This is a genomic window from Streptomyces sp. CB00316 (genome assembly GCF_001905595.1).
In the GTDB taxonomy this organism is placed as follows: Bacteria; Actinomycetota; Actinomycetes; order Streptomycetales; family Streptomycetaceae; genus Streptomyces.
In genome coordinates, this window is sequence record NZ_LIXI01000005.1 from 536,994 (window position 1) to 563,554 (window position 26,561).

The 26,561-nt window shown below is 71.5% G+C and carries 23 protein-coding genes and 2 pseudogenes; 11 read left to right on the top strand and 14 right to left on the bottom strand.

All coding sequences use genetic code 11. The features are described from left to right. Nucleotides 1-35 precede the first annotated feature (35 nt). Nucleotides 36-752 (top strand): PspA/IM30 family protein, encoded by a 717-nt coding sequence (locus AMK21_RS17015; protein ID WP_073878714.1) that lies wholly within the window; start codon nt 36-38, stop codon nt 750-752. A gap of 4 nt (nt 753-756) precedes the next feature. Here AMK21_RS17015 and AMK21_RS17020 read toward each other — a convergent pair whose 3' ends face one another. The 5 genes from AMK21_RS17020 to AMK21_RS17040 form a co-directional block, all read right to left on the bottom strand. Then, nucleotides 757-3,324: a SpoIIE family protein phosphatase gene (locus AMK21_RS17020; RefSeq protein ID WP_199863225.1), complete on the bottom strand. Its 2,568-nt coding sequence runs from the start codon at nt 3,322-3,324 to the stop codon at nt 757-759. Nucleotides 3,325-3,517: 193 nt separating this feature from the next. Continuing rightward, nucleotides 3,518-4,006, bottom strand: a complete 489-nt coding sequence (locus tag AMK21_RS17025) for an ATP-binding protein (RefSeq protein WP_073878718.1) — start codon at nt 4,004-4,006, stop codon at nt 3,518-3,520. Between the two features lie 139 nt (nt 4,007-4,145). Further along, nucleotides 4,146-4,550, bottom strand: a complete 405-nt coding sequence (locus AMK21_RS17030) for an NUDIX hydrolase (protein ID WP_199863215.1) — start codon at nt 4,548-4,550, stop codon at nt 4,146-4,148. A 124-nt stretch (nt 4,551-4,674) separates the two neighbouring features. Then, nucleotides 4,675-4,878 carry a hypothetical protein gene (locus AMK21_RS17035; RefSeq protein WP_073878722.1) on the bottom strand — a complete coding sequence of 68 codons (204 nt, stop codon included), beginning with the start codon at nt 4,876-4,878 and terminating at the stop codon, nt 4,675-4,677. A gap of 223 nt (nt 4,879-5,101) precedes the next feature. After that, nucleotides 5,102-5,854 (bottom strand): GntR family transcriptional regulator, encoded by a 753-nt coding sequence (locus tag AMK21_RS17040; protein ID WP_073878724.1) that lies wholly within the window; start codon nt 5,852-5,854, stop codon nt 5,102-5,104. A 367-nt stretch (nt 5,855-6,221) separates the two neighbouring features. Between AMK21_RS17040 and AMK21_RS17045 the strand changes: the two genes are divergently transcribed. Continuing rightward, nucleotides 6,222-7,625, top strand: a complete 1,404-nt coding sequence (locus AMK21_RS17045) for a glycoside hydrolase family 18 protein (RefSeq protein ID WP_073878726.1) — start codon at nt 6,222-6,224, stop codon at nt 7,623-7,625. Between the two features lie 76 nt (nt 7,626-7,701). Here AMK21_RS17045 and AMK21_RS17050 read toward each other — a convergent pair whose 3' ends face one another. After that, nucleotides 7,702-9,300 (bottom strand): S8 family peptidase, encoded by a 1,599-nt coding sequence (locus AMK21_RS17050; RefSeq protein WP_073878728.1) that lies wholly within the window; start codon nt 9,298-9,300, stop codon nt 7,702-7,704. A 238-nt stretch (nt 9,301-9,538) separates the two neighbouring features. On the opposite strand from AMK21_RS17050, the gene AMK21_RS17055 reads away from it, so the two are divergent. After that, complete coding sequence (locus AMK21_RS17055) at nt 9,539-10,648, top strand: threonine synthase (RefSeq protein ID WP_079181192.1); 1,110 nt, start codon at nt 9,539-9,541, stop codon at nt 10,646-10,648. Nucleotides 10,649-10,655: 7 nt separating this feature from the next. Here the strand turns inward: AMK21_RS17055 and AMK21_RS17060 are convergent, their stop codons facing one another. After that, a complete protein-coding gene (locus AMK21_RS17060; RefSeq protein WP_073878732.1) occupies nt 10,656-11,435 on the bottom strand; it encodes a TioE family transcriptional regulator in 780 nt (259 codons plus the stop codon). 69 nt (nt 11,436-11,504) lie between these two features. Between AMK21_RS17060 and AMK21_RS17065 the strand changes: the two genes are divergently transcribed. From AMK21_RS17065 to AMK21_RS17075, 3 genes are all read left to right on the top strand, one after another. After that, on the top strand, nt 11,505-12,719 hold the full coding sequence (locus AMK21_RS17065) for an erythromycin esterase family protein (protein WP_073878734.1): 1,215 nt from the start codon (nt 11,505-11,507) through the stop codon (nt 12,717-12,719). A gap of 179 nt (nt 12,720-12,898) precedes the next feature. Further along, on the top strand, nt 12,899-15,541 hold the full coding sequence (locus tag AMK21_RS17070) for a discoidin domain-containing protein (protein WP_073878736.1): 2,643 nt from the start codon (nt 12,899-12,901) through the stop codon (nt 15,539-15,541). Nucleotides 15,542-15,635: 94 nt separating this feature from the next. Then, on the top strand, nt 15,636-15,884 hold the full coding sequence (locus AMK21_RS17075; RefSeq protein WP_073878738.1) for an SCO4226 family nickel-binding protein: 249 nt from the start codon (nt 15,636-15,638) through the stop codon (nt 15,882-15,884). Between the two features lie 9 nt (nt 15,885-15,893). Here the strand turns inward: AMK21_RS17075 and AMK21_RS37110 are convergent, their stop codons facing one another. The 7 genes and pseudogenes from AMK21_RS37110 to AMK21_RS17115 all read right to left on the bottom strand — a co-directional run bounded on the left by AMK21_RS37110 (nt 15,894) and on the right by AMK21_RS17115 (nt 22,342). Beyond that, a complete protein-coding gene (locus AMK21_RS37110) occupies nt 15,894-15,959 on the bottom strand; it encodes a hypothetical protein (RefSeq protein WP_308311601.1) in 66 nt (21 codons plus the stop codon). Between the two features lie 155 nt (nt 15,960-16,114). Then, a pseudogene (locus AMK21_RS37115) lies at nt 16,115-16,804 on the bottom strand (zinc-binding dehydrogenase); the annotation flags it as partial. Between the two features lie 85 nt (nt 16,805-16,889). Continuing rightward, nucleotides 16,890-17,984: an SPFH domain-containing protein gene (locus tag AMK21_RS17085; protein ID WP_073878742.1), complete on the bottom strand. Its 1,095-nt coding sequence runs from the start codon at nt 17,982-17,984 to the stop codon at nt 16,890-16,892. Between the two features lie 29 nt (nt 17,985-18,013). Further along, a complete protein-coding gene (locus AMK21_RS17090; protein ID WP_073878744.1) occupies nt 18,014-18,451 on the bottom strand; it encodes an NfeD family protein in 438 nt (145 codons plus the stop codon). A 1,281-nt stretch (nt 18,452-19,732) separates the two neighbouring features. Beyond that, a complete protein-coding gene (locus tag AMK21_RS17105) occupies nt 19,733-20,641 on the bottom strand; it encodes a MerR family transcriptional regulator (RefSeq protein ID WP_073878748.1) in 909 nt (302 codons plus the stop codon). Nucleotides 20,642-21,207: 566 nt separating this feature from the next. Continuing rightward, complete coding sequence (locus AMK21_RS36895; RefSeq protein WP_308311598.1) at nt 21,208-21,579, bottom strand: MBL fold metallo-hydrolase; 372 nt, start codon at nt 21,577-21,579, stop codon at nt 21,208-21,210. Between the two features lie 145 nt (nt 21,580-21,724). Next, the gene (locus AMK21_RS17115; RefSeq protein ID WP_073878750.1) at nt 21,725-22,342 is read right to left on the bottom strand and encodes a CGNR zinc finger domain-containing protein; all 618 of its coding nucleotides are present in this window, start codon (nt 22,340-22,342) and stop codon (nt 21,725-21,727) included. Between the two features lie 87 nt (nt 22,343-22,429). Here AMK21_RS17115 and AMK21_RS17120 point away from each other — a divergent pair, with 87 nt between their 5' ends. The 5 genes and pseudogenes from AMK21_RS17120 (at nt 22,430) to AMK21_RS17145 (ending at nt 26,550) form a co-directional block, all read left to right on the top strand. Continuing rightward, nucleotides 22,430-23,206 (top strand): MBL fold metallo-hydrolase, encoded by a 777-nt coding sequence (locus AMK21_RS17120; RefSeq protein WP_073878752.1) that lies wholly within the window; start codon nt 22,430-22,432, stop codon nt 23,204-23,206. A gap of 118 nt (nt 23,207-23,324) precedes the next feature. Next, nucleotides 23,325-24,410, top strand: a complete 1,086-nt coding sequence (locus tag AMK21_RS17125; protein ID WP_073878754.1) for an LLM class flavin-dependent oxidoreductase — start codon at nt 23,325-23,327, stop codon at nt 24,408-24,410. A gap of 102 nt (nt 24,411-24,512) precedes the next feature. Next, entirely contained in the window at nt 24,513-25,061 is a 549-nt protein-coding gene (gene ssuE / locus AMK21_RS17130; protein WP_073878756.1) for an NADPH-dependent FMN reductase, read from the top strand. A gap of 76 nt (nt 25,062-25,137) precedes the next feature. Then, nucleotides 25,138-25,317 (top strand): hypothetical protein, encoded by a 180-nt coding sequence (locus tag AMK21_RS17135; RefSeq protein ID WP_073878758.1) that lies wholly within the window; start codon nt 25,138-25,140, stop codon nt 25,315-25,317. A gap of 53 nt (nt 25,318-25,370) precedes the next feature. Then, nucleotides 25,371-26,550, top strand: a pseudogene (locus tag AMK21_RS17145) (IS3 family transposase). The last annotated feature ends 11 nt before the right edge of the window (nt 26,551-26,561 follow it).

Here is a 26,561-nt window from a genome sequence, read left to right on the forward strand (position 1 = left end):
AACTCAGCTGTTCCCGACATCCAAGGAGCCGTGCCATGACCAAGCAGACCGTCCTCGGCCGCGTCACCCAGCTGGCGAAAGCCAATATCAACGCCCTGCTGGACCAGGCGGAGGACCCGCAGAAGATGCTCGACCAGCTGATCCGCGACTACACCAGCAACATCGCCGAGGCCGAGCAGGCGGTCGCCGCCACCATCGGGAACCTGCGGCTGATGGAGCAGGACCACAGGGAGGACGTGGAGGCGGCCGCCGAGTGGGGCTCCAAGGCGTTGGCGGCCAGCCGGAAGGCCGACGAGTTGCGCGGGGCCGGGTCGGGCGCGGAGGCGGACAAGTTCGACAACCTGGCCAAGGTGGCGCTGGGCCGTCAGCTCCAGTCCGAGCAGGAGGCGAGGACGGCCATGCCGACGATCGCCTCGCAGACCGAGGTGGTGGACCAGCTCAAGACGGGGCTGGAACGGATGAAGGTCAAGCTCTCCGAGCTGAAGGCCAAGCGCGACGAGCTGATGGCACGCGCCAAGTCGGCGCAGGCGCAGAACCAGATGATGGACGCCGTGAAGAACATCGACGTCCTGGACCCGACGAGCGAGCTGAGCCGCTTCGAGGACAAGGTGCGGCGCGAGGAGGCCCGGGCGCTGGGCAAGCAGGAGCTGGCCGCCTCCTCGCTGGACGCGCAGTTCGAGCAGCTGGACAGCCTGGGCGCCAGCGCGGAGGTGGAGGCCCGGCTGGCGGCCCTGAAGGCGGGTGCCGCTTAGCGGTTCAGTACATGCTCAGCAACTGTTCCACCGAGAGTTCGGCGGCCGGCGCCCCGGTCGGCAGGGCCAGCTCGAACCAGACGGTCTTGCCGCGCGGGGTGCGGCGCGAGCCCCATGCCGCGCTGAGCAGGCCGACCAGCTGTAGCCCGCGCCCGCCCTCGTCGGTGTCGCGGGCCCGGCGGCGGCGCGGCTGGACGAGCCCGGCGTCCCACACCTCGCAGACCAGGGTGCGGTCGCGCAGCAGCCGCAGTCGGATCTCGCCCTCGCCGTAACGCAGGGCGTTGGTGACCAGCTCGCTGACGAGGAGTTCGGCGGTGTCGACCAGGTCGTCGAGGTCCCAGGCCATGAGCTGGGAGCGGGCCAGTTCGCGGGCGCGGCCCACCGATCGGGGTTCGCGTGGCAGCGTCCAGTCCCCGACCGCTTCCCCGGGCAGCCCCTGGATGCGGGCCATCAGCAGGGCGATGTCGTCCTCGCCGTGCCGGGTGTCGAGCGTGGAGAGGACGAAGTCGCAGGCGTCCTCCAGGGGCATCTGCGGCCCGGTCAGCACGGCGCGCAAGGCGTCCAGGCCCTCGTCGAGCGGCTGGTCGCGGGATTCCACGAGGCCGTCGGTGTAGAGCGTGAGCAGGGCGTTCTCGGCGAGCTCCACCTCCACCTCCTCGAACGGTTCGCCGCCGACGCCGAGCGGCATCCCCGGCGGTACGTCGATGAGCCGGGCGGGCCTGCCGGGCTCGACGACGGCCGGGGGGAGGTGCCCGGCGTTGGCGAACGTACAGCGCCGGGTGACCGGGTCGTAGACCGCGTACACACAGGTGGCGAGGTACACCTCGGAGAGGTCCGCCTCCCGCGACTTCTGCGCGGCGCGGGAGGGCCACTGGGCTCCTCCGCTGCCGCCGAGCCCCTCGCTGCGCTCGCCACCGCCCGGGGAGCCGAGGCCGCGTGCGACCTCGTCGAGGGCGGAGAGCACCTCGGCCGGCTCCAGGTCGAGGAGGGCCAGCGTCCTGACGGCGGTGCGGAGTTCGCCCATGGCCACGGCTGCCCGCAGGCCCCGGCCCATGACGTCGCCGACGACCAGGGCGGTGCGGTGGCCGGGCAGTTCGATGACGTCGAACCAGTCGCCGCCGACCTCGGTCGCGGTGTTGCCGGGGAGGTAGCGGCAGGCGATGTCGAGTCCGGCGGCCTCGGGGTCGCCGGGGGGCAGCAGGCTGCGCTGGAGGATCAGGGCGCGTTCGTGCTCGCGGCGGTAGAGGCGGGCGTTGTCGATACAGACGGCGGCTCGGGCGGCCAGCTCGGTGGCGAGCACCCGGTCCCGCTCCCCGAAGGGCTCGCTCCCCTTCGTACGGGAGAACTGGACGAGGCCGACGACGGTGTCGTGGGCGACCATCGGCACGGCGAGCGTCGACTGCACGAACCCCATGTCGTCGCCGGGCACCGCCTCGACGTGGCCCGAGCGCAGGGCGACCGCGCAGGGCGAGCCGAACGGGAAGCGGTGGACCGAGCCGAGCGCGGGCGGCAGGTCGTCGGGGCCCGGTGCGCCGCTGCCCGCCACGGCGGTCGCCAGGGCGTCGGCGACGGCGCTGGCGTGAGCGACCCGGCGCAGCTCCGCCGATCCTCCGGCGGACTCGCGGTGGGCGGGCGCCCAGGAGCCGGGCGCGGCCTCCTCGCCGGTGAGGAGGCCCTGGTAGAGGTCGACGGTGGCCAGGTCGCAGAAGCCGGGGACGGCCACGTCGAGGAGTTCGCGGGCGGTGGTCTCCAGGTCGAGGGAGTTGCCGATGCGGGCGCTGGCCTCGTTGAGGAGGGCCAGGTTGCGGCGGGCGCTGGCGGCCTCGCGGGCGGCGATGTGGCGGCGGGTGACGTCGGTGGCGAGGCCCGCGACGCCGACGGGGCGGCCGGCGCCGCTGTGCACCCGGTAGAGGTTCATGGACCAGTGGCGGCGGCCGGTCTCGCCGGGGATGGGGCCGACCAGCTGGAGGTCGGTGACGGACTCGCCGGTCTCCAGGACGCGTTTGAGCGTGGCGGCCAGCCGTTCGGCCTCGGGGCCGGGGAGGTAGTCGTCGACCGTGCGGCCCCGGTGGTCGTCGGCCACGCCGCCGAAGACCGTGGCGAAGCGCTGGTTCGCCCGGACGACGGTGAAGTCCGTACCGAACAGCACGAAGCCGAAGGGAGATTGGCCGAATATGGCCTGCGAGGCGGCGAGGTCCGTCTCGATCCTCCGCAACGCCCGGACGTCCACGACGATGCAGAGCGCGGCCCGCTCACCGTCCGCCGTCTCACTGGGCATCACATAGACCTCGGCGAGCCCGTGCGCTCGGCCCTCGCCCGGCATCCGGAACGGGACGAGGCCCGTCCACTCCTTGCCGTCCAGGATCTCGCCGACTCTCCGGTGGCCGTCCGAGCGCAGCTCGGCGGGCATGAAGGCGTCGACCGGGTCACGCCCTATCGCCTCGTCGGCGGCCATGCCGAAGAGGCCGGCGGCCCGGCGGCTCCACTGCTCGATCAGGCCGTCGGGGCCGATCGAGAAGGAGGCGACCCTGATGTAGTCGTAGATCGAGCCGGGCGGACTGCTCTGCCACACGACGTCGCCCGTTGTCCCAGGTATTTCGCTCACGCGACCGTCCCCTCCAGCTCACACACCGGACCGGTCCTGCCCGCAGTATTCAGCACTACGGCCCCGACCGACACGGCGTTCACGATCACAGCAAGGTCTCAGTCCCTTTCAGCCAGGTCCTGCCCGACCTCTGGTGATCGCTGTGCGTCCCTCCCCACTCCTAACCAGGGAGAGCGAGCTCGAACCACACCGTCTTGCCACTCTTTCCACGACGAGTCCCCCAGCGGCGTGCGGAACAAGCCACGAGCTGCAGTCCTCGGCCGCCCTCGTCGTCGGGTCCCGCACTGCGTTCGGTGGGTGGATCCGGAAGCGGATCGGAAACTTCCACCAGCAGTCCCGGGGTGGCGGGAGGGCGGCCGGCGTCGAGCCGGAGGTCGGTGGAGAAGTCTCCGGTCAGTTCGCCCGACCCGTTGCTCCCGGCGTCCGGGTGCGAGCGCTCCAGCCGAACGCCGATGGGGCCGGAGGCGTACCGGAGGGAGTTGGTGACCAGCTCGCTGACCAGCAGGACGGCGAGGTCGCCGACGGCCAGGTCCAGGCCCCAGCAGTCCAGGGCGTCGCGGACGGCGTGCCGGGCGCTGCGCACGGAACCCGGTTCGGCCGGGAAGGTCCACTCGGCACAGTCGCCTTCGGTATCGATCACGCCGATCACTTCCCAGGGCCGGCCACGGGCTCACCCCACAAGCAAAGGGGACTAAACAGCCCATACCCACCATTTATCGCTTACTACCGCACACCTCCGGGTTTGGTGCAGACGGCCCTATCGGCCCCACCCGTCCCCACGCCGCGGGTCAGCGCAGCTCGCCCGCGGCCGCGAGGTCGTCGAAGAGAAGCTGGTCGACCGGCGGCACGAGGGGACGGTCGGCGTAGGAGAACCACGCCACCTCCTCGATCTCGCTGCTCGCGGCCAGGGTCCCGCGATAGTCGGCGTAGTAGCAGCTCATCGTGACGAGGGGGGCGTCCGGACCGTCATGGGCGTGCGCCTCGTACGTACCGGCGTGGACGGCGGTCTCCGGGATCAGGCCGACCGTCAACTCCTCCTCGATCTCGCGCAGGAGGGTCTCCAGGTCGGTCTCGTCGCCCTCGCGCTTGCCGCCCGGGATGTAGAAGACGTCCTTGCCCTTGGGGCGGGCACAGAGAATCCTGCCGCCCTCGATCCGCACCCATGCCACCGTGTCGATCAGCACCGACATCACCGCTCCGCCCTCGTTCGCCGCGCCCGGGACGCTCCTACCGGACGGGCGGGACCCTACCGCCTGTGCGGCAGGGCCCCGGACCCGGCAGCGGGCCGCCGGAACGCGACGGGAGCGCTTCAGACCCTCAGGGCCTGCCCCCGCCCTGACCGACGCGCTCCACCCGGTACACCTGGCGGTGCTTGCGGTCGTCGAGGCCGTCGGCGACCCTCTGCGCCTCGGCCTGTGTGGCGTATCTGCCGACCCGGTAGCGGTTGCCGCTGTCGTCCTGCCGTATCACCAGCCACGGGAGCACGGCACCGCTGTCGCTCATCGTGTCGCTCCCCCGCATGTCGCCCCTCTTCCCACCGGCGTGCACGTCTCTAAGGATCCCCAGGAAACCGCAGTGCGCATATGCCCGAGCGTACGCCCGACCTTCACTCAGCGCAGGCGCCTTTACACAAAGAGATACACATCCGGCCATGACGGAGGGGGCGCATCCGCTGGATGCGCCCCCTCCTCGACCCCATCACCCCTGCTCGCGAAGGAGCGGCGGGGCCCGACGGGGCGTCAACTCATCTGACCGGCAAGTGATAGGCGATCCGGTAGCGGTCGGCGGGCACCACCACGTCGGCGGTCTCCACCGCGCGCCCCGAGGCGTAGTACGTACGCCCGATCACGATGACCACATGGCCCGGCACCCCGCCGAGCGCCAATAGCTCCTCCGCGAGCCCCGGGCGCGCGCCGACCTCCTCGGCCACGTTGTCCACGACGATGTCGATCGCCGCCATCCGGTCGACCACCCCGCAGCCGCCCAGCGGACCCTCCTCGGGGAGCATCACCGGCGTACGCCCGGTGACAGAAAGGGGCTCCCAGGAGGTGGAGAGCATGATCGGTTCGCCTGCCTCGCGGAACACGTAGCGGGTCCGCATGACCCGGTCGCCCGCCTCGATGCCGAGCCGCTCGGCGACCTCGGCGCTCGCCCCCTCCTGCTCGCTGCGGGACTCCCAGGTCCCGCGGACCCCCTCGGCGGTCTGCTCCTGGCGGAAGGGGCTGGCGCCCCTCCCCGGCCGGTATCCGGAGCGGGCGATCATGCGGGGGACCGGGCGCTCGCGCACATACGTGCCGGAGCCGGAGCGCCCCTCGACCAGCCCCTCGGCCATCAGGACCTTGCGCGCCTCCAGGGCGACGGTGTCCGAGACCCCGTACTCCTCCCGGATGCGGGCCTGCGACGGCAGGCGGGTATGGGGCGGCAGCGCGCCGTTCACGATCTTCTCCCGCAGATCGCTCGCCACGCGCAGATAGGCGGGCTGCTCACCGAAAGTCACAGGCCACTCCCAACAGGTTGACAGTCTGCAACAGCCTGACAACCGCGGGTTGTGCACCGCAAGCATGGGCCAAGGTTTCACTCAATGTGATGACAGTGCGACGGATCAGGCATGGATCGGCCAGGGACGCCAGAGCGCTTCCCAGACATTCTCCGGCCCTCCATCCGGCCCGGACCCGTCCCCCGGACCCGCTCCGGCCCCGCTCCGCATCCGCCTCGAATCTGCCCCGCATCCCACGGAACGACACAACGGGCGGGACCGGCAACTCCCCACCCCTTGACCGTTTTTGGTCCAGACCAATACCTTCCTGTGCACAGCACGGCTCCGCATGTCCCTCCCCACCGGATCACGCACAGGAACGAGCCTCATGCCCCGAAGAAACCTGTCCCGACTGACCATCGCGGGCGTCACCTTCGCCCTGCTGGCGAGTGCCGCCCCGGCCGCCGTGGCCGGCCCGGACCGCGGCCAGAGCAGCGGCGGCGACCGCTCCAAGGGCCACCATCGGCCCGCGTACAAGAACATCGGCTACTTCACCCAGTGGGGCGTCTACGGGCGCGACTTCCAGGTCAACGACCTGCAGACCAGCGGCTCAGCGGCCAAGCTGACCCATATCAACTACGCCTTCGGCAACGTCAGCGCCGAGGGCAAGTGCTTCACCGGCAACGTCGCCGGCCAGGCCGACGCCTGGGCGGACTACGCCCGCCCGCTCGACGCGGCGAACTCGGTGGACGGCGTCGCCGACACCGACACCCAGCCGCTCGCGGGCAACTTCAACCAGCTCCGCAAGCTGAAGGCCGAGAACCCCGGCCTCAAGGTCATGATCTCGCTCGGCGGCTGGAGCTGGTCCACCCACTTCTCCGACTCGGTGCGCACGGCGGCCTCCCGCAAGGCGCTCGTCGCCTCCTGCATCGACCTGTACATCAAGGGCAACCTGCCGGTGGACGGGGTGCGCGGCGGCCAGGGCGCGGCGGCCGGCGTCTTCGACGGCATCGACGTCGACTGGGAGTGGCCCGGCTCGGCGGCCAACGAGGGCACGGTCTTCCGTCCGGAGGACAAGAAGAACTTCACCGCCCTGATCAGCGAGTTCCGCACCCAGCTCGACGCGTACGCGAAGAGCCAGGCCAAGGCGGAGGCCGCGAGGGGCAAGGGCCACGGGCACCACAAGCCGAAGCCCAAGCACTACGACCTGTCGGCCTACGTCCCGGCCAACCCGAAGGCGATCGACGCGGGCTTCGACGTGAAGCGCCTCATGAAGGACTTCGACTTCGTGAACCTTCAGGGCTACGACTACCACGTGTCGAGCGAGAAGAGGACGGCGCAGCAGTCGGCGCTGTACGCGAAGGACGACTTCAGCGTCGACCAGACCGTACGGGACTGGGTCAGGCGCGGCGCCCCCAAGCACAAGCTCGTGGTGGGGATGCCGACGTACGGCCAGGGCTGGACCGGCGTGAGCGGCGGCGGCAAGGGCCTCGGCCAGCCGGCCACCGGCCCGGCTCCGGCCACCTGGGCGAACGGCTACGAGGACTACAAGGTCCTGAAGAAGCTGGCCGAGTCCGGCACGTTCAAGGTCCACCGGGACACGAAGAACGGCCACGCCTGGCTCTTCGACGGGACCACGCTGTGGACGTACGACGACCCGCAGGTACTGCGCGCCAAGACGACGTACATCCGGGACAAGGGCCTGGGCGGCGCGATGTTCTGGTCGCTGGACGGGGACACGGAGAACGGTGAGCTGATCACCGCCGTCGACCGCGGGCTCAACCGCCGCTAGAGGAACGAGGTTGGGGCGGTCGCGTGATGCGACCGCCCCAACGTCATGTCACCGGTTCAGTGCCGCTTCGCGGGGATCAGAAGTGCAGGCCCCAGCTGTTGATCCGGCCGGTGTCGTAGCGGGCGTTGTCGGCGACCCGGAGCTTCCACGTGCCGTTGGCGGCGACGGAGGAGGCGTTGACCGTGTAGGTGGTCACCACGTTGTCGGCGCTGCCGCCGGAGCCGAACGCCTTCAGGTTGAAGACCGTGCCGTTGGGAGCGACGAGGTCGATCCTCAGGTCACCGATGTAGGTGTGCGAGATGTTGACCGGAACCTGCAGCGCCGACGGGGCGTTGCCGGTGATCCCGGTGACGGTGACCGGCGACTCGACGGTGGCGTTGTCGTTGATCGGGTAGCCGGTGGTGTTCTCGAACTTCTTGCCCGGGTCCGGGTCCGGCGGGGTGGTGCCGCCCGCGCCCACGTACAGGAGGCGGTTGGGCGAGCCGGTGCCCGGGTTGCCGACGACGCCGGGGGTGGCTGCCGCGACGAGGCCGGCGGAGACCTGGGCGGGGGTCGAGCCCGGGTTGTCGGCGAGGTAGATGGCGGCCGCACCGGCGACGTGCGGGCTGGCCATCGACGTACCGGAGATGGTGTTCGTGGCGCTGTCGCCGGTGTGCCACGACGAGGTGATCGAGGAACCGGGCGCGAAGATGTCCACGATCGAGCCGTAGTTGGAGAAGCTGGAGCGGGCGTCGGTGTTGGTCGTCGAGCCCACGGTGATGGCCTCGGCGACACGCGCCGGGGACTTGGTGTTCGCGTTGGTCGACTCGTTGCCCGCCGCGACGGCGTAGGTGATGCCGGAGGCGATGGAGCGCTGCACGGCCGCGTCGAGGACCGAGTCCGCGCCGCCGCCGAGGCTCATGTTGGCGACGGCGGGCTTGACGGCGTTGGCCGTCACCCAGTCGATGCCCGCGACGACCCCGGCGGTGGTGCCCGAGCCGCTGTTGTTCAGCACCCGGACGCCGACGATCCTGGCCTTCTTGGCGACGCCGTACGCGGTGCCCGCCACGGTGCCCGCCACGTGGGTGCCGTGGCCGTTGCCGTCCTGCGAGACGTTGTCGTTGTCCACGGCGTCGTAGCCGTTGAACGCGCGCCCGCCGAAGTCGCTGTGGCTGATCCGTACCCCGGTGTCGATGATGTAGGCGGTGACGCCCTCGCCGGCCTTGTCGGGATAGGTGTAGCGCTGGTCCAGCGGGAGGTTGCGCTGGTCGATCCGGTCCAGGCCCCAGGACGGCGGGTTGTTCTGGGTGGCGGAGGCCGTGAAGGTGCGGTTCTGCGAGACGGACGCGACGGCCGGGTCGGCGGCGAACTTCTTCGCCTCCGCCGCGGTGGCCTCGACCGCGTAGCCGTTGAGGGCCGAGCGGTAGGTCCGTTCGATGCTCGCGCCGTACTTCTTCGCGAGCGCCTTGCCCTGGGCGGAGTCGGACCTGGCGGCCGAGTCCTTCAGGGTGACGATGTAGCTGTCGCTGACGGCGCCCGGAGCGCCCGCGTTGAGAATCACGCCTTCGGGTGCGCTCTCGGCCGCGGTCGCCGGGAGGGTGCCGGCGGTGGCCAGGGCGACGGCGGCTGCGGTGGCTATGACGGTCGCCGCGGCGAGTCTTCGACGTGCATGGGGGGTGTGACGCATCACTGACATGTGAGGGGTCCTCCTCATAGGCGGTGCGCTGGTGGGGGGTGGTGCCGGAGCCGCGCGAGACTCCCGACAGGGGCATGACAAATCACCCGTCCGAACGCCCCGTTTTCTGCGTCGGCCGTGACCGGCACGCCCTGCTGCCAGCGAAAGATTGACCGATCCATGGCAAACACACAAGGGTGCCTTGAGCAACGCTGTACGCACGCCCTTCACCTGTTATATGCCTGACATCCTGGGGACCATGACCACCTATCACTGCCCCCGGGACGGAACCCGGTCCCCCATTTCCGCCCTGACCTGGTGCTGTCCGGTCTGCCGGGGCCCGTGGGACCTGGACTTCACACCCTCCCCCGGGCTCGCCCTGCATGTGCTTCCCGGGCGTGCCAATTCACTCTGGCGTTACGAAGAGAACCTGCCGCTCTCCTCCCCCGAGGTCTCCCTCGGCGAGGGCCGCACCCCGCTCGTCCCGCTCACGGACACCGTCTCGGCCAAGCTCGACTACCTGATGCCGACGCTCTCCTTCAAGGACCGGGGCGCGGTGATGCTCGCGGAGCTGGCCCGGCGGCTGAGCCCGGACCGGGTGGTGGCCGACAGCAGCGGCAACGCGGGCACGTCGATCGCCGCGTACTGCGCGCGTGCGGCACTGCCCTGCACGGTGTACGTCCCCGAGGGCGCATCGCCCAAGAAGACCCAGCAGATCCGGGCCCACGGCGCGCGCCTGGTGGCCGTCCCCGGCGGCCGGGAGGCGACAGCCCTCGCGGCCCGCGCGGCGGCGGACGAGCCGGGCGTCTTCTACGCGTCGCATGTCTTCAACCCGCATTTCCTCCACGGCACGAAGACGTACGTGTACGAGCTCTGGGAGGACCTGGGCGGCCGGCTCCCGGACGCCCTCGTGGTCCCGGTCGGCAACGGCACCCTCCTCCTCGGCGCGGCCCTCGCCACCGCCGAGCTGCACGCCCTGGGACTGATCACGGTCCGCCCCCGGCTGATCGCCGTACAGGCCGAGGCGGTGTCGCCGCTGGCGGGGGCGTTTCGGGTGGGAGCGGAGGATCTGCTGCCCGCCGCCGGACACGGTGACCCCGCCCCGACCCTGGCGGAGGGCATCGCGATCCCGCGTCCGCCGCGCGCCCGCCAGATCCTGGCGGCGGTACGCGGGTCGGGCGGCACGTTCCTGACGGTGTCGGAGGACGAGATCCGGGACGCCCAGCGGGACCTGGCGGCGCGCGGGTTCTACGTCGAGACGACGGGGGTGGCGTGCTGGGCGGCGGTACGGGACGGATCGGCTTACCGGCCGGGGAGCGTGGTGGTGCCGTTGTGCGGGGCGGGCGTGAAGACGGGGATGGCGGGTTAGGGGGCGGTCAGGCGGTGGCGGGCGGCCCTGGGTGCTCGCCGGGGCGGTCCGCCGCGCCCCTCTCCACCAGGTATGCCTCCAGCTCCGCGGCCCCGGACAGCAGAGCGCGTCCGCGGGCCGAGAGCCGGGAGCGCCAGTCACCCAGTGCGGCCTCCAGGGGCGCGAGCCCGCCGGCCGCCCGGACCTGGTCGATCAGCGGGGCGATCTGCTCCAGCAGGTAGCCGCCCCGCCGGAGCTGGTGGACCAGCCGGGCGTCCCGAACGTCGGCCTCGCCGTACACCCGGTACCCGGTCGACGGGTCGCGGCGCGGGCACACCAGCCCGGCGTCCTCCCACTTGCGCAGGGTGGCCGGCCGGATGGAGAGCCGACCCGCCAGGGGGCCGATGAAGGTGGAGGTGGAAGCTGGGCTCTCGGGCGGCCCGGCCCCGGTCGCCTCCGGCCCCAGATCACGCAGGGCGCTCTCCACCGCCCGCAGGGTCCTCCGGTCCTCCAGCAGCTGGGCGTGGCTCTCGTCGACGAGGAGGAACGCCTCGTCGGCCGCGCCCCGGTTCACGGCCCGCATGATGCCCGTCGCCGTCCGGTGGCCGTGGCCGGGCAGGAGGGCCAGGAACGTGCCCAGGGCGCGGGCGTGCAGCGGGGTGTAGGTGCGGTAGCCGCTCTCCGTGCGCCCGGCGGGCGGGAGGATGCCCGCCTCCTCGTAGTTCCGTACGGCCTGGGTGGACAGACCGTACGGGCGGGCGAGATCGACCGGCCGGAGCCGTGGACGGCTTTGAAGCTTTTCCCTCACCTGAACCGCCAAATCCCGGGATCGCGGTGCAAAAGTTTCCACCGAAGGTTCAACGATACCGTTGAATCCATGGTCACAGACATCACGCGCGTCGCGCGGACCGCCCATGCCGTCGAAGCCTCCGCCGTCCTGAAGCTGCTCCCTTCCCGCCCCCGACTGCTCGCCCTGGGCGAGCCCACCCACGGCGAGGACACGTTGCTCGACGTACGCAACGAACTCTTCCGGCACCTCGTCGAGCAGGAGGGTTACCGGACCATCGCGATCGAGAGTGACTGCCTGATGGGGCTCGTCGTGGACGCCTACGTCACCGCGGGCACGGGCTCCCTCGACGAAGCCGTGCGGCACGGGTTCAGCCACGGGCTCGGCACGTCCGCCGCCAACCGCGAACTCGTGCGCTGGGCGCGGGAGTTCAACGCCGACCGCCCGGCCTGCGACCGGCTCCGCCTCACCGGTTTCGACGGCCCGCTGGAGATCACGGGCGCCGCGAGCCCCCGGCAGGCCCTCACCGCGCTCCACGACCACCTCGCGTCCTGGCTGGACGCCGACGGCCTGCTCCCCTGCACCGCGGCCACGCTCGACCGCCTCCTCGGCCCCGACGACCGCTGGAGCGAACCGGCGGCGATGACGGACCCCTCCCGGTCCTTCGGCCGTTCCCCCGAGGCGGCCGAACTCCACCTTCTCGCCGCCGATTTGGTCTCCCTCCTCGACGAGCGCGCCCCGCACCTGATCGCGGCGGCCGGGCGGGAGAGCTGGGAGCGCGCCCGCCTGTACGGGCGCACCGCGACCGGCTTGCTGCGCTACCACTCCTGGATGGCCGACACCTCACCCGGCCGGATGACGCGGCTGCTCGGTGTGCGGGACCGGATGATGGCTGAGAACCTCCTCGCTCTCGCCGCACGCGGCCCGGTCCTGGCCTTCGCCCACAACAGCCATCTCCAGCGGGAGAGGAGTTCGGTGCGGATGGGCGGTGAGCGGCTGGAGTGGTGGGGCGCCGGCTCGATCGCGAGCGCCCGGCTGGGCCAGGAGTACGCCTTCCTCGCCACGGCCCTCGGCACGATCCGGCACCGGGGAGTGGACGCGCCGCCGCCGGACACCGTGGAGGGCCTGCTGTACGCGCTCCCCGAGGACCGCCTCCTCGTCGACGCCCGCCGCCTGGCCGCCGCGCTGGGCGACGCGCTCCCCGCGCCCCGCGTGTCCCCCTGGTTCGGCTACGCCGGTCTGGACCCTGCGCACCTGGCGGAGGCGGACGGCCTGGTCTTCGTCAAGGACCTCGACCGGACCTGAGGGTCTCGCCCTGAACCGGGAGCCGCGTCCGGAGCTGAGGGCCGACCGGACCTGAGGCCCCCTGACCTGAGGGCCGCGTCCGGGAGGGCAGGGCCATCCGGCGGGCACGTCCACGCCACGTTCCGGGGCCGGGCGTGCCGTTCCCCGCGCCCCCGTCGCCGCCTCCCTACCTTCGTACCGTGAGCCTCTCGCGTATCTCCGTCCTCGCTCCCCTGGTCGCGGCCGCCCTGATCGCACCGCTGCCGCCCCTCTCCCCCGCGGCCGCAGCGACCCCGCCGCCGCCCCCGGCCGTTCCGGCGTGCGGCCGGACGGACGGTCAGGACCCCACCTGGGCCCTGTCGTCCACCCGGTTCGGGGAGGCGGACGGCTACGACGCGTACGTCGGCAACGGCTACCTCGGCCACCGGGTCCCGGCCACCGGCACCGGTTACGCGGCCACCGGCGAGAAGACGGGCTGGCCGCTCTACACTCCCCGCTACGACGGCGCGTTCGTCTCCGGCCTGTACGCACGGGACGAGGCGGTCTCCGAGGGCCGCGAGGTGATCGCCGCGTTGCCGAGCTGGACGACGATCGAGGTGGGTGTCGGCGCCGAGAGGTTCGGCGCCGACACCCCGGCCGGCCGGATCTCGCACTACCGGCAGACGGTATTCCTCAGCTGCGGCCTCGTCCGCACCTCGTTGCGGTGGACGACGGCGGACGGCCGGGCCACGGACCTCGACTACGACGTCCTGGCCGACCGGTCCGACGTCCACACCGGTGCCGTACGCCTGCGGATGACCCCGCGCTGGAGCGGTACGGCGACGGTCACCGGCCGGCTGGACGACCGGGGCGCACGCCGGATCACGCTGCGCGAGGACGGCACGTTCAGGACGCTCGGCACCGGCGTGGAGGGGGCGGTGGCGCAGGCGATGCGGCGCGGCTCGGGCGTCGTGGAGACGCTGCGCCCCGAGTCACGTACGGCCCCGAGGCCGACGCCGGTCCGCGAGGGGCGGACGTACACCTTCGAGAAGTACGTCGGCGTGGACACCGCCCTCACCTCCGCCGCCCCCGCCGAGGACGCCCACGAGGCGGCGCACCGCGCGGCCCGGCGCGGCTGGGACCGGATCTTCGCGGCGAACGAGACGGCCTGGCGCGAGGCGTGGTCCGCCGACGTCCTGGTCAACGGCCGCCCGGAGCTCCAGCGCTGGCTGCGGTCGACCCAGTACGGGCTGCTGGCCAACACCCGGCGCGGCTCCTTGGACAGCGTCGCCCCGGCCGGTCTGACCAGCGACAACTACGCGGGCATGATCTTCTGGGACGCGGAGACGTGGATGTTCCCGGGGCTGCTCGCCACCCGCCCCGAACTGGCCCGCCCGGTCGTCGAGTACCGCTACCGCACCCGGGACGCGGCCCGCGCGAACGCCGAGAAGTACGGCCACCGGGGCCTGTTCTACCCCTGGACCAGCGCGAGCCGGGGCCGCATCGACTCCGAGTGCCAGAGCTGGGACCCGCCACACTGCCTGACCCAGAACCACCTCCAGGGTGATGTGTCCCTCGCCGTCTGGCAGTACTACCTCGCCACCGGCGACCGTGACTGGCTGGCGGCGAGGGGCTGGCCACTGCTGCGGGGCATCGCCGAGTTCTGGCAGTCACGCGCCACGGCGAACGCGGACGGCAGCTACTCCATCAAGAACGTGGCCGGGCCCGACGAGTACAGCAACGGCGTCGACGACGCCGTCTTCACCAACGCGGTCGCCGCCACGGCCCTCCGCAACGCGACCCGGGCCGCCCACCTCCTCGGCCACCGCCCGCCGACGGTCTGGAACCGGATGGCGGACGGACTGCGCATCCCGTACGACTCGGACCGGAAGGTCTTCCTCCAGTACGCGGGCTACAACGGCTCCACGATCAAACAGGCCGACACGGTCCTGCTGATGTACCCGCTGGAGTGGCCGATGCAGCCGGGCGCCGCTGCCGCCACCCTCGACTACTACGCGGCCCGCACCGACCCGGACGGCCCGGCGATGACGGACTCGGTGCACGCGATCGCCGCGGCGGCGATCGGGGAGCCGGGCTGCTCGACGTACACGTATCTCCATCGCGCGGTACGGCCGTATCTACGGGGGCCCTACGACCTCTTCTCCGAGGCGCGCGGCGAGAAGTCCGGCGCTGAGGATCCCTTGTCCGGCTTCCCGGCCGAGGACTTCCTGACCGGCAAGGGCGGCTTCCTCCAGGTCTTCACGCACGGCCTGACGGGCCTGCGCCTGCGCGAGGACGGCGTGCGCCTGGACCCGCTGCTGCCGCCTCAGCTGGGTGAGGGCGTGCGGCTGACGGGTCTGCGGCACCGGGACGCGACGTACGAGGTCGAGATCGGTGCCCGGACGAGCACGGTCCGCCTGACGTCGGGCACGCCGTTCACGGTCCACACGGCGGCCGGCCCGCACCGACTCTCCTCCGCCCTGACCCTTCCCACCCGCCGCCCCGACCTGACCCCGACGGCCGACGTGGCGCGCTGCCGCCCGGTGACGGCCACCTCGCAGGCCCCCGGCCTCTACGCGGAGGCGGCGGTGGACGGCTCCCCGGCGACGTCCTGGTCCCCGGACGGAGCGACGGGGACCCTGACGGTGGACCTGGGGCCGCACCCCCTGCGCGTCACCTCGGTGACCCCGCGCTGGAGCGACGTACCGCCTGCGTCCCACACGTTGGAGACCTCCGTCGACGGCCGCTTCTGGCGCCCGTACCTGGCGGGCGACACGGCCCGCAAGGTACGGGTGACGGTGGCCTCGGAGGACCCGGAGAAACCGGCGGGGGTGGCGGAGCTGAGGGTGGAGGCGGGGCGGTAGGCGGCGGGGCGCCGCCCGGGCGGCGAGCCCCGGCGCTCCATAGGATGCACCATGGAAGGGGGGACCGCATCCGACCATCGGAGGTGCGCGGGCCATGACCATGTACATGGATGTCCACCGAGGCATGAAAGGCATCACGGCGGCGCAACTGAAGGAAGCGCACAAGGCCGACACGGCGATCGAGAAGGAAGAGGGCGTCCACTTCGAGCGCGCCTGGGCGGACCCGGAATCCGGCACCGTCTACTGTCTGTCCACCGCCCCGTCCGCCGACGCGGTCCAGCGCATCCACGAACGCGCGGGTCACGCGGCTGATGAGATCCACGCGGTGCCGCTGGCCGTGTGACGCGCGGCTTCAGGGGATGAGCAGAGTCTTGCCGACGGTGGTGCGCGCCTCCACGGCTGCGTGCGCCTCGGCCACCTCATCCAGGGGGAAAATCTGGCCGACGACGGGCCTGATCGCCCCTCGACGGCCAGGTCGAGGATGTTGGTGACCAGCTCGCGGGCCTGGTCCGGCCGGCTCCAGAGGGCGCGTGCGCTGAAGCCGGTGAGCGTCGGATTGCGGTTGAGCAGCTCGAACGGCGGCGCGTCCTGCGGCTCTCCGCCGGAGAAGCCGACGACGACCTCCCGCCCGGTGCCGGAGGTGAGCAGCCCGAACGCCTCGCGGCCGAGGGTGCCGCCGATGTGGTCGAGGACGACGGCGGCGGCGTGACGTCCCCCGGCGACCTCCCGCACCCGGTCCGCCCAGTCGGGCAACGCGTGGTCGACTGCGTGGTCGGCGCCGAGCTCCTTGACGAGGGTCGGCTTGTGCCCGCCACCGGCCGTACCGATGACCGAGGCGCCGCGCCGCTTGAGCAGCTGCACGAGGATCGTGCCGACGGCTCCGGCGGCGGCCTGACGAGGACCCGGTCGCCGGGGGCCACGCGGGCCGCCCGGATCAGGGCCTCGGCGGTGGCACCGTGACGGTAGAGCGCGACGGCCGACCGCGTGTCCAGGGGCTCCGGCACGGGGATGAGCGAATCGGCTGGTACGACGGCGAGTTCGGCGTATCCGCCGACGGCGGCGGTCGTGGCGAGCACCCGGCCGCCGGGTACCGCCTCGCAGGGTCGACTTGTCGACCCCCATCAGCTCCGCCAGGACCGACAGGCCACCGGAGCGTGCTGGGAGATCTGGACGAGCGGCGTGCGGTCCCCGCGTGCGGTCCCCGAGGGACAGACCGAGCCCGGAGGCGGCCATGACCCGGCGCCGCGCGGTGGTGGAGAACATCCGGTTCCCCACCGCGGCGAGGGAGGCGGCCACCTCGTCTCGTCGGAGGGCGCCGGATGCCTCCCCGCTCAGAGCCGCCGGGCGCCTATACCTGCCCCCGGCCCGGCCGCTGCACCTCCCCCGCCGCCTCCGCCTCGGCCTTCGCGTCGCTCACCGCGACGGCGGCCTGCTTCGCGGCCTCGTCGGCGGCCGCGGCGGCGTCCAGCGCCAGCGTCGGATCCGCCTCGATCTCCGGGGCGCCGCCGTCGTCCGGCGTACCGTCACCGTCGGCTGCTTCCGCACGCTGCGCGGATACGGGGGAACCCATCGCCGACCGATCACCGAACGCGCTGGTGACGGCGCGGACCGCCTCGGTCAGCTCGCCCGGGATCACCCAGAACGTGTTGTTCTCGCTCTGCGCCAGATGCGGGAGGGTCTCCAGGTACTTGTAGGCCAGGACCTTCGCGTCGGCGTTGTTGCGGTGGACGGACTGGAAGACGAGCTCCACCGCCTTGGACTCGCCGTCCGCCCTCAGGATCATGGCCTGCTGCGTGCCCTGCGCCTCCAGGATGTCCTTCTGCTTCGTACCCTCCGCGGTGAGGATCTTGGCCTGCCGCTCCCCCTCGGCGTGCAGAATGGCCGCGCGCTTGTCGCGCTCGGCCCGCATCTGCTTCTCCATCGCCTCTTTGATGGTGTTCGGCGGGTCGATGGCCTTGATCTCGACCCGGTTGACGCGGATCCCCCACTTGCCGGTCGCGTCGTCGAGGACGGCGCGGAGCCGGGCGTTGATCTCCTCACGCGAGGTGAGCGTCCCCTCCAGGTCCATACTGCCGATGACGTTGCGCAGCGTGGTCACGGTGAGCTGATCGATCGCCTGCAGATAGTCGGCGACCTCGTAGGCCGCCGCCCGTGGGTCGGTGATCTGGTAGTAGAGCACGGTGTCGATGTTGACCACGAGGTTGTCCTCGGTGATCACCGGCTTGGGGTCGGACGAGTACACCTGCTCGCGCACGTCGAGTTTGGTGTTGACCCGGTCCGCCACCGGCAGGACGAGGTTCAGGCCTGGCTGCAGGGTCCGGCGGTACCGGCCGAACCGCTCGATGTTGTAGCGGCGCGCCTGCGGAACGATCCGCACGGTGGCGGCCACGAGAAAAACGACGACGATCGCCGCGACCAGGATCGGGATGACAACCGGATCCATGCGTCCTCCCTCGCTAAGTGTTCAGCCGTTCACGGAAGAAGCTCGCGCGGGTACACGACGGCTGTGGCGCCTTCGATCTCCATGACGTCCACCAGCGCTCCCACCGGGATCACATGGGTTTCGTCGAGAGCCCGGGCGGACCATTCCTCACCGGAGACCTTGACCAGGCCATGGGTGGCGGTCACCTCCTGCATGACCTCGGCCCGCTTGCCGATCAACGCGTCGCTGCCCTCACGGGTGACGGGTGAGCGGTCCATGGCCCGCAGGGCGACGGGACGCACGACGACGAGCCCGGCCACCGCCGCCAGGGCGAGCGCCACGAGCTGACCGAGCAGGCCGATGCCCACACCCGCCACGACGGCGGCGACCAGGGCGGCGCCGGCCAGCAGCCCGAAGACCAGCGTCAGGGTGAAGAACTCCGCGACGCCAAGCGCCGCGGCGGCGAGCAACCATGCGAGCCACGGCATCGGATCAGCCTCCCTAAGGGGACCTCTTCCATCAAATCTACCCTTCAGGCGCCGGCGGGAACCGCTTGTTCCGGTTCGATCACGCCAATTCGGCAATAATCTCGCCCCCCAAATTGAGCCGGAATCCCATGTCGGGACGATCAAGGAAACGAGATCGTCTACGACGTCGAGGTCCGCGAGGAGAAAATCGATATCCGGTCCAAGGGGGCGAACAACAAGCTCGTCATCAGCCCCGAGGCGGCCCTCAAGGACCTGCTCGTCATCTTCACCGGAGACCACGCGCAGATCGACATCGAACGGACCACGAAGCGGCGTGCGGGTGTGCGCTTCGAACGGTGGGCCTCCGGCGGCGGAGGAAGACCCGCCAGCGGGCGCCGCCCTCGGCGATCCGGTCGTGGACGAGGCCGGTGCGCCACCGATCGCGTCTCACCGCCCGGCGAACAGGTCCGGCAGTCCGTGCATGTCGCCGACGACGACGGTGTCCCCCCGGCCCGGCTCCTCCACGGCGAGGAGACGGAGCGTCACCGGCTTGGCTGGGCGTCACCGTGACCCCGTCGAATCGATCCGTGGGGCCTCCTGTTCGATAGGGCCGTCCGGCTCCCGGTTCGTCCGATGACGTTCGCGAGCGGCGCGTCTCCCTCGCGCAGGCACCGGGCGGCGCTGTTGGCGGCCTGGTCCGCGTCCTTCCCGGTCGGCGAACGAGGCCTCACGCCCGCCGAGCGACTCGGAACGGCGGGCGTTCTCGGCGAGGCCGAGGGGCGGCGAGGCCCTCGGTGGGGCGTGGGGTGCTGCCTTCACGGCTCGGCTCGCTCCGATGGACGGGCTGCCCGAGGCACTCGCGTCCCTCGCCGTGCCGACCTGCGTCGCCGCATCGCGCTGACGGAGGCTGACGCGGACGAGCGGATGACGTGGTACACCGAAGGCCCAGCAGGGCCGGAGCCGTTGTGGCTGTGGCTGTGGCTGAACGAAATGGGTCTGCCGTTCCAGCCGCATTCGTGGAACAACGTCTTCACTGCGGCGAACCGGCGCTGCCGAACGGTGCTGGATCCGGAGCCGGAGAGGAGGCTGGACCCGCACCGGTCCGGGGCCGGGACGGCGCGTGCCGTGTCCGGGGCCGGGACGGCGCGTGCCGTGTCCGGGGCCGGCCTCCAGACCAACGCCGCCGTCCCCAGCCGGGTGGCGCCGTTGTCGAACAGCCGAGGCCCGTAGGCGATCAGCTCGTCCCGGTCGAGCGGCACCGCGAGGTCGGCGGCCTGCCCCGGGCCGAGGCCGAGCGCCAGGTCAGGTCCGATCCGCGGTGCGCAGGGCCCGCGCCAGCCACTCCAGCTCCTTGGTCGCGTCGGGCGACGAAGCCTGCCCGCGCACACGGGCGACGAGTCTGCGGTAACGCTCCGCTCCCGCCTCGATCCCGGCCTCCAGGCTGCGCAGCACGGCGGCCCGGTCAGCGTCACCGAACAGCTCGGACAGCACCTCGGCCGCTGCCACCTCCTCCGGAGCGACACCGCCTCTCCTGACCTCCGCGACGGTCTGCACGATCTGCCTGGCCCACCAGATGGAGGCCCCGGGAGGACGGCCCTGTCCCGGTACGGGCGTGTTGAGCTCCATCCATGTGCGCAACCGGGTGCGGAAACCGGGGTCCCGCACCAGTTCGGCCAGTTCGATCCAGGCGTCGACCTGCTCAGGTGTGGGATCGTCCGGCAACTCGATGCTGTAGGTGCGCATGCGGTCGCGCAGGCGCGTGTCGTGGAGGCCGCCGAACACCTCATCCTTGAACTCGTCGACGATCTGCTTGCGTTCGGCGGCGGAAAGCCGCGCCAACCGGTTCATCAGCGTTGTCTCCTCAACGGTCGAACCCCGTTTCGCCACGGTGGACAGGACGGCCCGGCTCACCTTGAGTGAGCGGATCTGCGCATCGAGCGCGGCCACATGCGCGTCGGCGACCTCGGCAACCGTGGTGCGGCCGCTCAGGACGCGGCACACGTCGTCGAGCCCGAGCCCCAGTTCCCGCAGCGTGCGGACCAGCTCGACGCGGGCCACGGACTCGGCGTCGTACAACCGGTAGCCGCCCGCCGAGCGGGCCACAGGCGGCACCGCCCCCTCATCCGACCAGAAGCGCAGGGTCCGCACCGCAACTCCGGTGCGGCGCGCGAGCCGGCCGATGGTGAGCACGTCGGGGCGTTCGTCGTCCATGAACCAGATCCTCAACCCTCCGGCGGCTGGAGACTCAAGTGCCTCGGTGCGACATCCCGTGAGTTCTCCAGAGCTCTGCCGAGTTTTCTCACCGACGCCGGCGTCGGCAGCATGCGCCTTCTCGCTTTCGACCAGACTGCAGCCTGATCAGATCGGACGAGAAAGCTTCGGGAATCCCGAAGCCACGTCACTGACCGGCAGATCATGCGAACGAGAAAGAAGCCCCAGGCCAGCGGCTCCGGGCCCTGGCAAGAACCACGGGAACCCACAGGATGTCGCACAGTCCGGTACCGAGTTGGGCTCTGTCGCGTCGGCGGGTTTTGGGTGCCGGGTTCAGATGGGGGTGTTCTCGTCGGGGACGAAGGGCTCGCCGTGGCCGGGGACGATCAGGGCGGGCTTGAGGGCGAGGATCTTGCGGCGGGAGGCGTGCAGGCCCTCGTGGTCGTCAAAGGTGGGGTCTTCGGCGGGTCCGTCAACGCTCCACCAGGCGTGGGTGAGGACGACGGTGCCTTCGGCGGTTTCCGCGACGGTGGAGATGTCCTGGGGGGTGTGGCCGGGCGTTTCGATCAGGCGGATCGAGGGGGAGAGCTGGATCCGTCGGCGGGCCGGTCGTACCAGAGGTGGTTGTGGTAAGCGGCCCAGACGTCGTGGGCGCGCGCGTTGAGGAAGAGGGCTGCGTTGAGGGTGTGGTCGGGGTGGTGGTGGCTGAAGACCACGTCGGTTACCTGCCCGGGGCTGATCCCGGCGGCGGCGAGCGGGTCGAGGATGAGTGTGCGGTCCTCGACCATGCCGGGGTCCACGACGACGATCGTGTCGCCGTCGCGCAGGAGGCCGACGGTCGAGGCAACGTGCCACGGCTTCTCGCGGCCGTCGCGGTCGGCATTGCGGGGTCCGAGGCTGTCGTAGCCGGTGGTCAGCAGGGTGAAGGTGGCCGTCATGAGAGGTGCTGGTCCTTCGTCGGTCGTGGGGAATGGCCGGCATGGGGGGGCGAGGTGTGCCGTCCGTGCCCGGGGCTTGAGGGTGTGCGAAGCCGCGCCCCGGCGCGGGTCCGGTGAACCGGCGGCGGGGCGGGGGTGGCCGAACTCAGTCGGCGGGGGTCTGCGTGCGGCGGGCGTAGGCGCGGGCGGCGCGGGCGCGGTCGCCGCAACGGACCGAGCACCAGTGGCGGCGCCCGGCGCGGAGCAGGTAGCGGTTGCAGGGGGTGGAGGGGCAGGCCGTCAGCCGTTCGGCGTCGGGCCCGGTGAGCAGGTCGGCGGCGTCGGCGGCGAGGATGCCCAGGGCCTGGTCGACGATCTGGTCGATGGGGTGCGGGGCGGTGCGGTGCATGCCGCGGACCGCGTCCCAGCCGAGCGGGGAGGCGGTGGGGACCCGGGTGAGGGCGTCGTTGACAACAGCCATTGCTGTGACGGGGGCGGGGTGGCCGCCGACCTGGGCGGCGAGCAGGGCTCGTACCTGTTCGCGCAGGGAACGTAGGCGTGCCGCGCAGATCTCCTGCAGGCCCGCGTCCGCGGGGGCCAGGCCGTGGTCGACCAGCCACTGGTTGGCGCCGGAGGGCGTGCCCAGCGAGTCGAGGAACTGGCCGCCCGGCAGGGCGACGGCGCTGTTGGCGAGGTCGAGCGCGGGGTAGTGCTCGGCACCCGGTGACGGCGGCAGTCCGGGGTCGGCAGTTTCGACGGTGGCGGCGGTATCGATCTCACTCACCCATCTCACGTTACAGCTTGCGTTCATCCGTGACAAACGCCTACAGTCACGGATGTAGGCCAATCTATCCGTGAGGTGGTTCTCGTCATGACAGTAACCGGCGCTTCCAGCGAGCAGGTCCCCATCCGTGTCTTCGGCGGCCCGACCGCCCTCATCGAGTACGGCGGGCTGCGCTTCCTGACCGACCCGACCTTCGACGCCCCCGGCGCCTACCCGTCCGGGCTGGCCAAGACCGCGCCCGCCTCCGCCACACCCGCTGATCTGGGCCGTATCGATGTGGTGCTGCTGTCGCACGACGAGCACGACGACAACCTCGATGCCTCGGGCCGGGCCCTGCTCGCCGGCGTATCCCTGACCCTGACCACGCCCAGTGGCGCGGGCCGGCTGGGCGGCACCGCACGCCCGCTCAAGGACTGGGAGTCCATCGACCTGGACCGACCCGGCGGTGGCACGATCACCGTCACCGGCGTCCCGGCCCTGCACGGTCCCGGGGCACGCGCGGACCTCGAACCGGTCGTCGGCGAGGTCGTCGGCTTCGTCCTGAGCGGTGACGGCCTGCCCACCGTCTACGTCAGTGGCGACAACGCCCAGCTCTCCCTCGTCCGTGAGATAGCCGACCGATTCGGCCCGGTGGACACCGCTGTGCTGTTCGCCGGCGCGGTCCGCACCCCGGTCCTGGACCGCGCGCTGCTCACACTCGACAGCACTCAGGCCGCCGAGGCAGCCCGCATCCTGGGCGCCCGCCGCATCGTGCCCGTCCACTTCGACAGCTGGGCCCACTTCACCGAGGGCCGCGACGAGCTCGTCGCCGCCTTCGCCGCCGCCGCTCTCACCGACCGCGTCGACTTCGGCGTCCGCGGCTGAACCCACCTACGCCGCACGCGTACGCCGGACAACCGGGCACCGGCCGACAGTATCTGCCACGACTGTCGGCCGGCGCCCCCGCGCGCCGCACACCTCGAAACCGAAGGACCGCACGACCATGACCGATCCCATCCGCGGCACCCGCCACGGCTCCGCCCCCGCCGCCCTGTCCGTACTGGACTCCGCCATGACCGGCACCGGCCAGACCGCCGCGGAGGCGCTGGCCGGCAGCATCGAACTCGCCCGGCTCGCCGACCGGCGCGGCTTCACCCGCTACTGGATGAACGAGCACCACGCCATGCCCGGCGTCTCCACCTCCAGCCCACCCGTCCTGCTGTCCCGGCTCACCGCGGAGACCAGCAGGCTACGGCTCGGCGCGGGCGGGATCATGCTGCCGAACCACCCGCCGCTGGTCGTCGCCGAACAGTTCGGCATGCTCAACGCCCTCGCCCCCGGCCGCATCGACCTGGGCCTGGGCCGCGCCCCGGGCACCGATCACGCCACGGCCACCGCCCTGCGCCGCGGCGCGAGCGACGCCGAGGACTTCCCTCAGCAGGTCGCTGAGCTGCTGCACTTCCTCGGCGACGACTTCCCCGCCGAGCACCCCTACGCGGAGCGCGTGTACGCCGTGCCGGGGCCCGCCCAGGACCGGCTCAACGGCGTCATCCCGACCACCGGCCGCCTGCCCGTGTGGCTGCTCGGCTCGTCCGGCTACTCGGCGCAGCTCGCAGCCCGGCTCGGCCTTCCGTTCGCCTTCGCCGCACACTTCAACCCGCGCGACGTCGTGACCGCCCTGCGCCTGTACCGCGAGCGGTTCACTCCGTCCGAGACCCTGGCCGAGCCCTACGCGTTGGTCAGCTTCACCGTCGCGGCATCCGACGACGCCCGTGAAGCCCGCCGCCAGGCCGGCACCCTCGCACACGCCATGCTCCGCATGTTCCAGCGCAAGTCCTACCTGCTGCCGTCCCCCGAGGTGGTGGACGCCTACCCCTACGACGCCCAGGAACGCCAGGCCGTCGACAGCTGGCTGACCCACGTCCCGCACGGCACCCCCGCACAGGTCACCGCCCACCTCAACCACATCCAGCGGGCCTCCGGCGCCGACGAACTCATGATCGGCAGCGTCGGCCACTCCGCCCAGGCCCGGCTGCGTTCCACGGAGCTGATCGCCGACGCCTACGGCATGCCTGACAGCCCTCACTGACCCGGGACGGGCGGCCACAAAACCCCGGACCTGCGCCCATCCACACCGATCACCCTTTCACCGCCAAGTCCCCTGATTCTCCGGGGATTTCGAGGAGTACCCATGGCCATCGTCCTCGCCCTGTCCGGCAGTCCCTCCCGTGCGTCCCGTACCGCCTTCCTGGCCGGGCACACCACCGCAGAGCTGCGGGCCCGCGGACACCAGACCCACGTACTGGCCCTGCGTGACCTGCCTGCGGCACCGCTGCTCGCGGCGGACATCCATGACCCGTCTCTCGCCCGCGCCGTGAGCCGGGTTGCCGAGGCCGATGCCCTCGTCGTGGCCACCCCCATCTACAAGGCCGCCTACTCCGGCCTGCTCAAGACCTTCCTCGACCTGCTGCCCCAGCACGCGTTCACCGGGAAACCGGTGCTTCCCCTGGCCACCGGCGGCAGCGCGGCCCACGTCCTGGCCCTCGACTACGCCCTGCGCCCGGTCCTCACCGCGCTCGGCGCCCAGGTCTGTCAGGGCCGGTTCGTCCTGGACCGGCACCTCACGACCACCCCGGACGGCGCGATGACCCTCGATCGCGACGCCCAGAGGCAACTCGCCCGCGTCGTCGACCAGTTCGACCTCGCCCTCCCGTCCCGCGCACACCTGACCGCCGCCTGACGACGACCGACCGCGCCGCCCGGTAGCCGCCACCCCGGTCTTCCGGCGTCCCGGTATTCTCGAAAGCACGGACCACATGGCCCACCTGTCCCGCACTCCCATCCGCACCCCGCCCACCGCCGCTCTCGCCCCCGCCATATCCGCGGTGCAAAAGCGCACCCTGACCGTGCTGCTCGTCTCCCAGGTTCTCAGCGGTCTCGGCCTCGCCGCCGGTGTCACCGTCGCCGGGTTGCTGGCCGGGGGCGCTACCCCTTGATCGTGGACACCCTGATCATTGGATCGTGAAGATCCATAGGACAGGAGTTCCCGTTGGGGACGTCGAAGTACTCGCCTGAGTTCCGGGCCGATGCCGTCGCGATGTACCACGCCAGCCCGGGTGGGACGTACGCGTCGGTGGCCAAGGACGTGGGCGTCAACCACGAGACGCTGCGTATGTGGGTGCGGGATGCCGAGCAGGCCGCCCGGCCCGGGGCCGTGGAGGCCACCGCGATGGAGAAGGAGAACCGGCAGCTGCGGGCGCGGGTGAGGGAACTCGAGCTCGAGCGGGAGATCCTGCGGAGGGCCGCGAAGTATTTTGCGGCCGAGACCAGCTGGTGAGCAGCCGCTTCCAGTTCGTCGACGATCATCGTGGCGCCTTCGGTGTCAAGCGGCTGTGCGGATGCTGAAGGTCTCGCGTTCCGGTTTCTACCGGCACCTGGTCGGCGCGCAAGCGCGGGCCGACCGGGCACGGGGCGATGCCGAGCTCGCCGAGCGGATCACCGAAATCCACCAGGAGTCTGACGGCACCTACGGGGCCCCGCGCGTCAGCGCCGAGCTCCGGGACGGCGGCGAGCGCGTCAATCACAAGCGGGTGGCACGCGTCATGCGGAAGTTCCACATCGTCGGGTTCCACCTGCGTAAGAAGGTCCGCACCACCGTCCCCGAGCCCTCGGCGACACCGGTGCCGGATCTCCTGCAGCGCGACTTCACCGCGACCACACCGAACAGCCGCTACGTGGGCGACATAACCTACCTCCCTGTGGGCAACGGCCAATTCCTTTATCTGGCAACGGTGTTGGACCTGTGCTCCAAACGCCTGGCGGGCTGGTCGATCGCCGGCCACATGCGCACGGAACTGGTCACCGACGCGCTCAAGGCCGCGGCCGCGGCCCGGGGGGCCGGCGGCCTGCGCGGGGCGACCTTCCACAGCGACAACGGGGCGCAATACGTCTCGAAGGAGTTCGCCCAGGTCTGCAAGGACCTCGGCGTGATCAGATCGCGCGGCGCGGTGGGCACGAGCGCGGACGACGCCGCTGCGGAATCTCTGAACGCGACCATGAAACGCGAGACGCTCCAGGGCAGGAAACGGCGGAACGGGGCCCATGAGGCCCGGCTCGCCGTCTTCCGATGGGCGACTCGCTACAACACCCGCCGAAGGCACTCCCGCCTCGGCCAGATCAGCCCGATCGCTTACGAACAGCGATCAACTACGCTGGCCACCGCCGCATAACAACCGGTGTT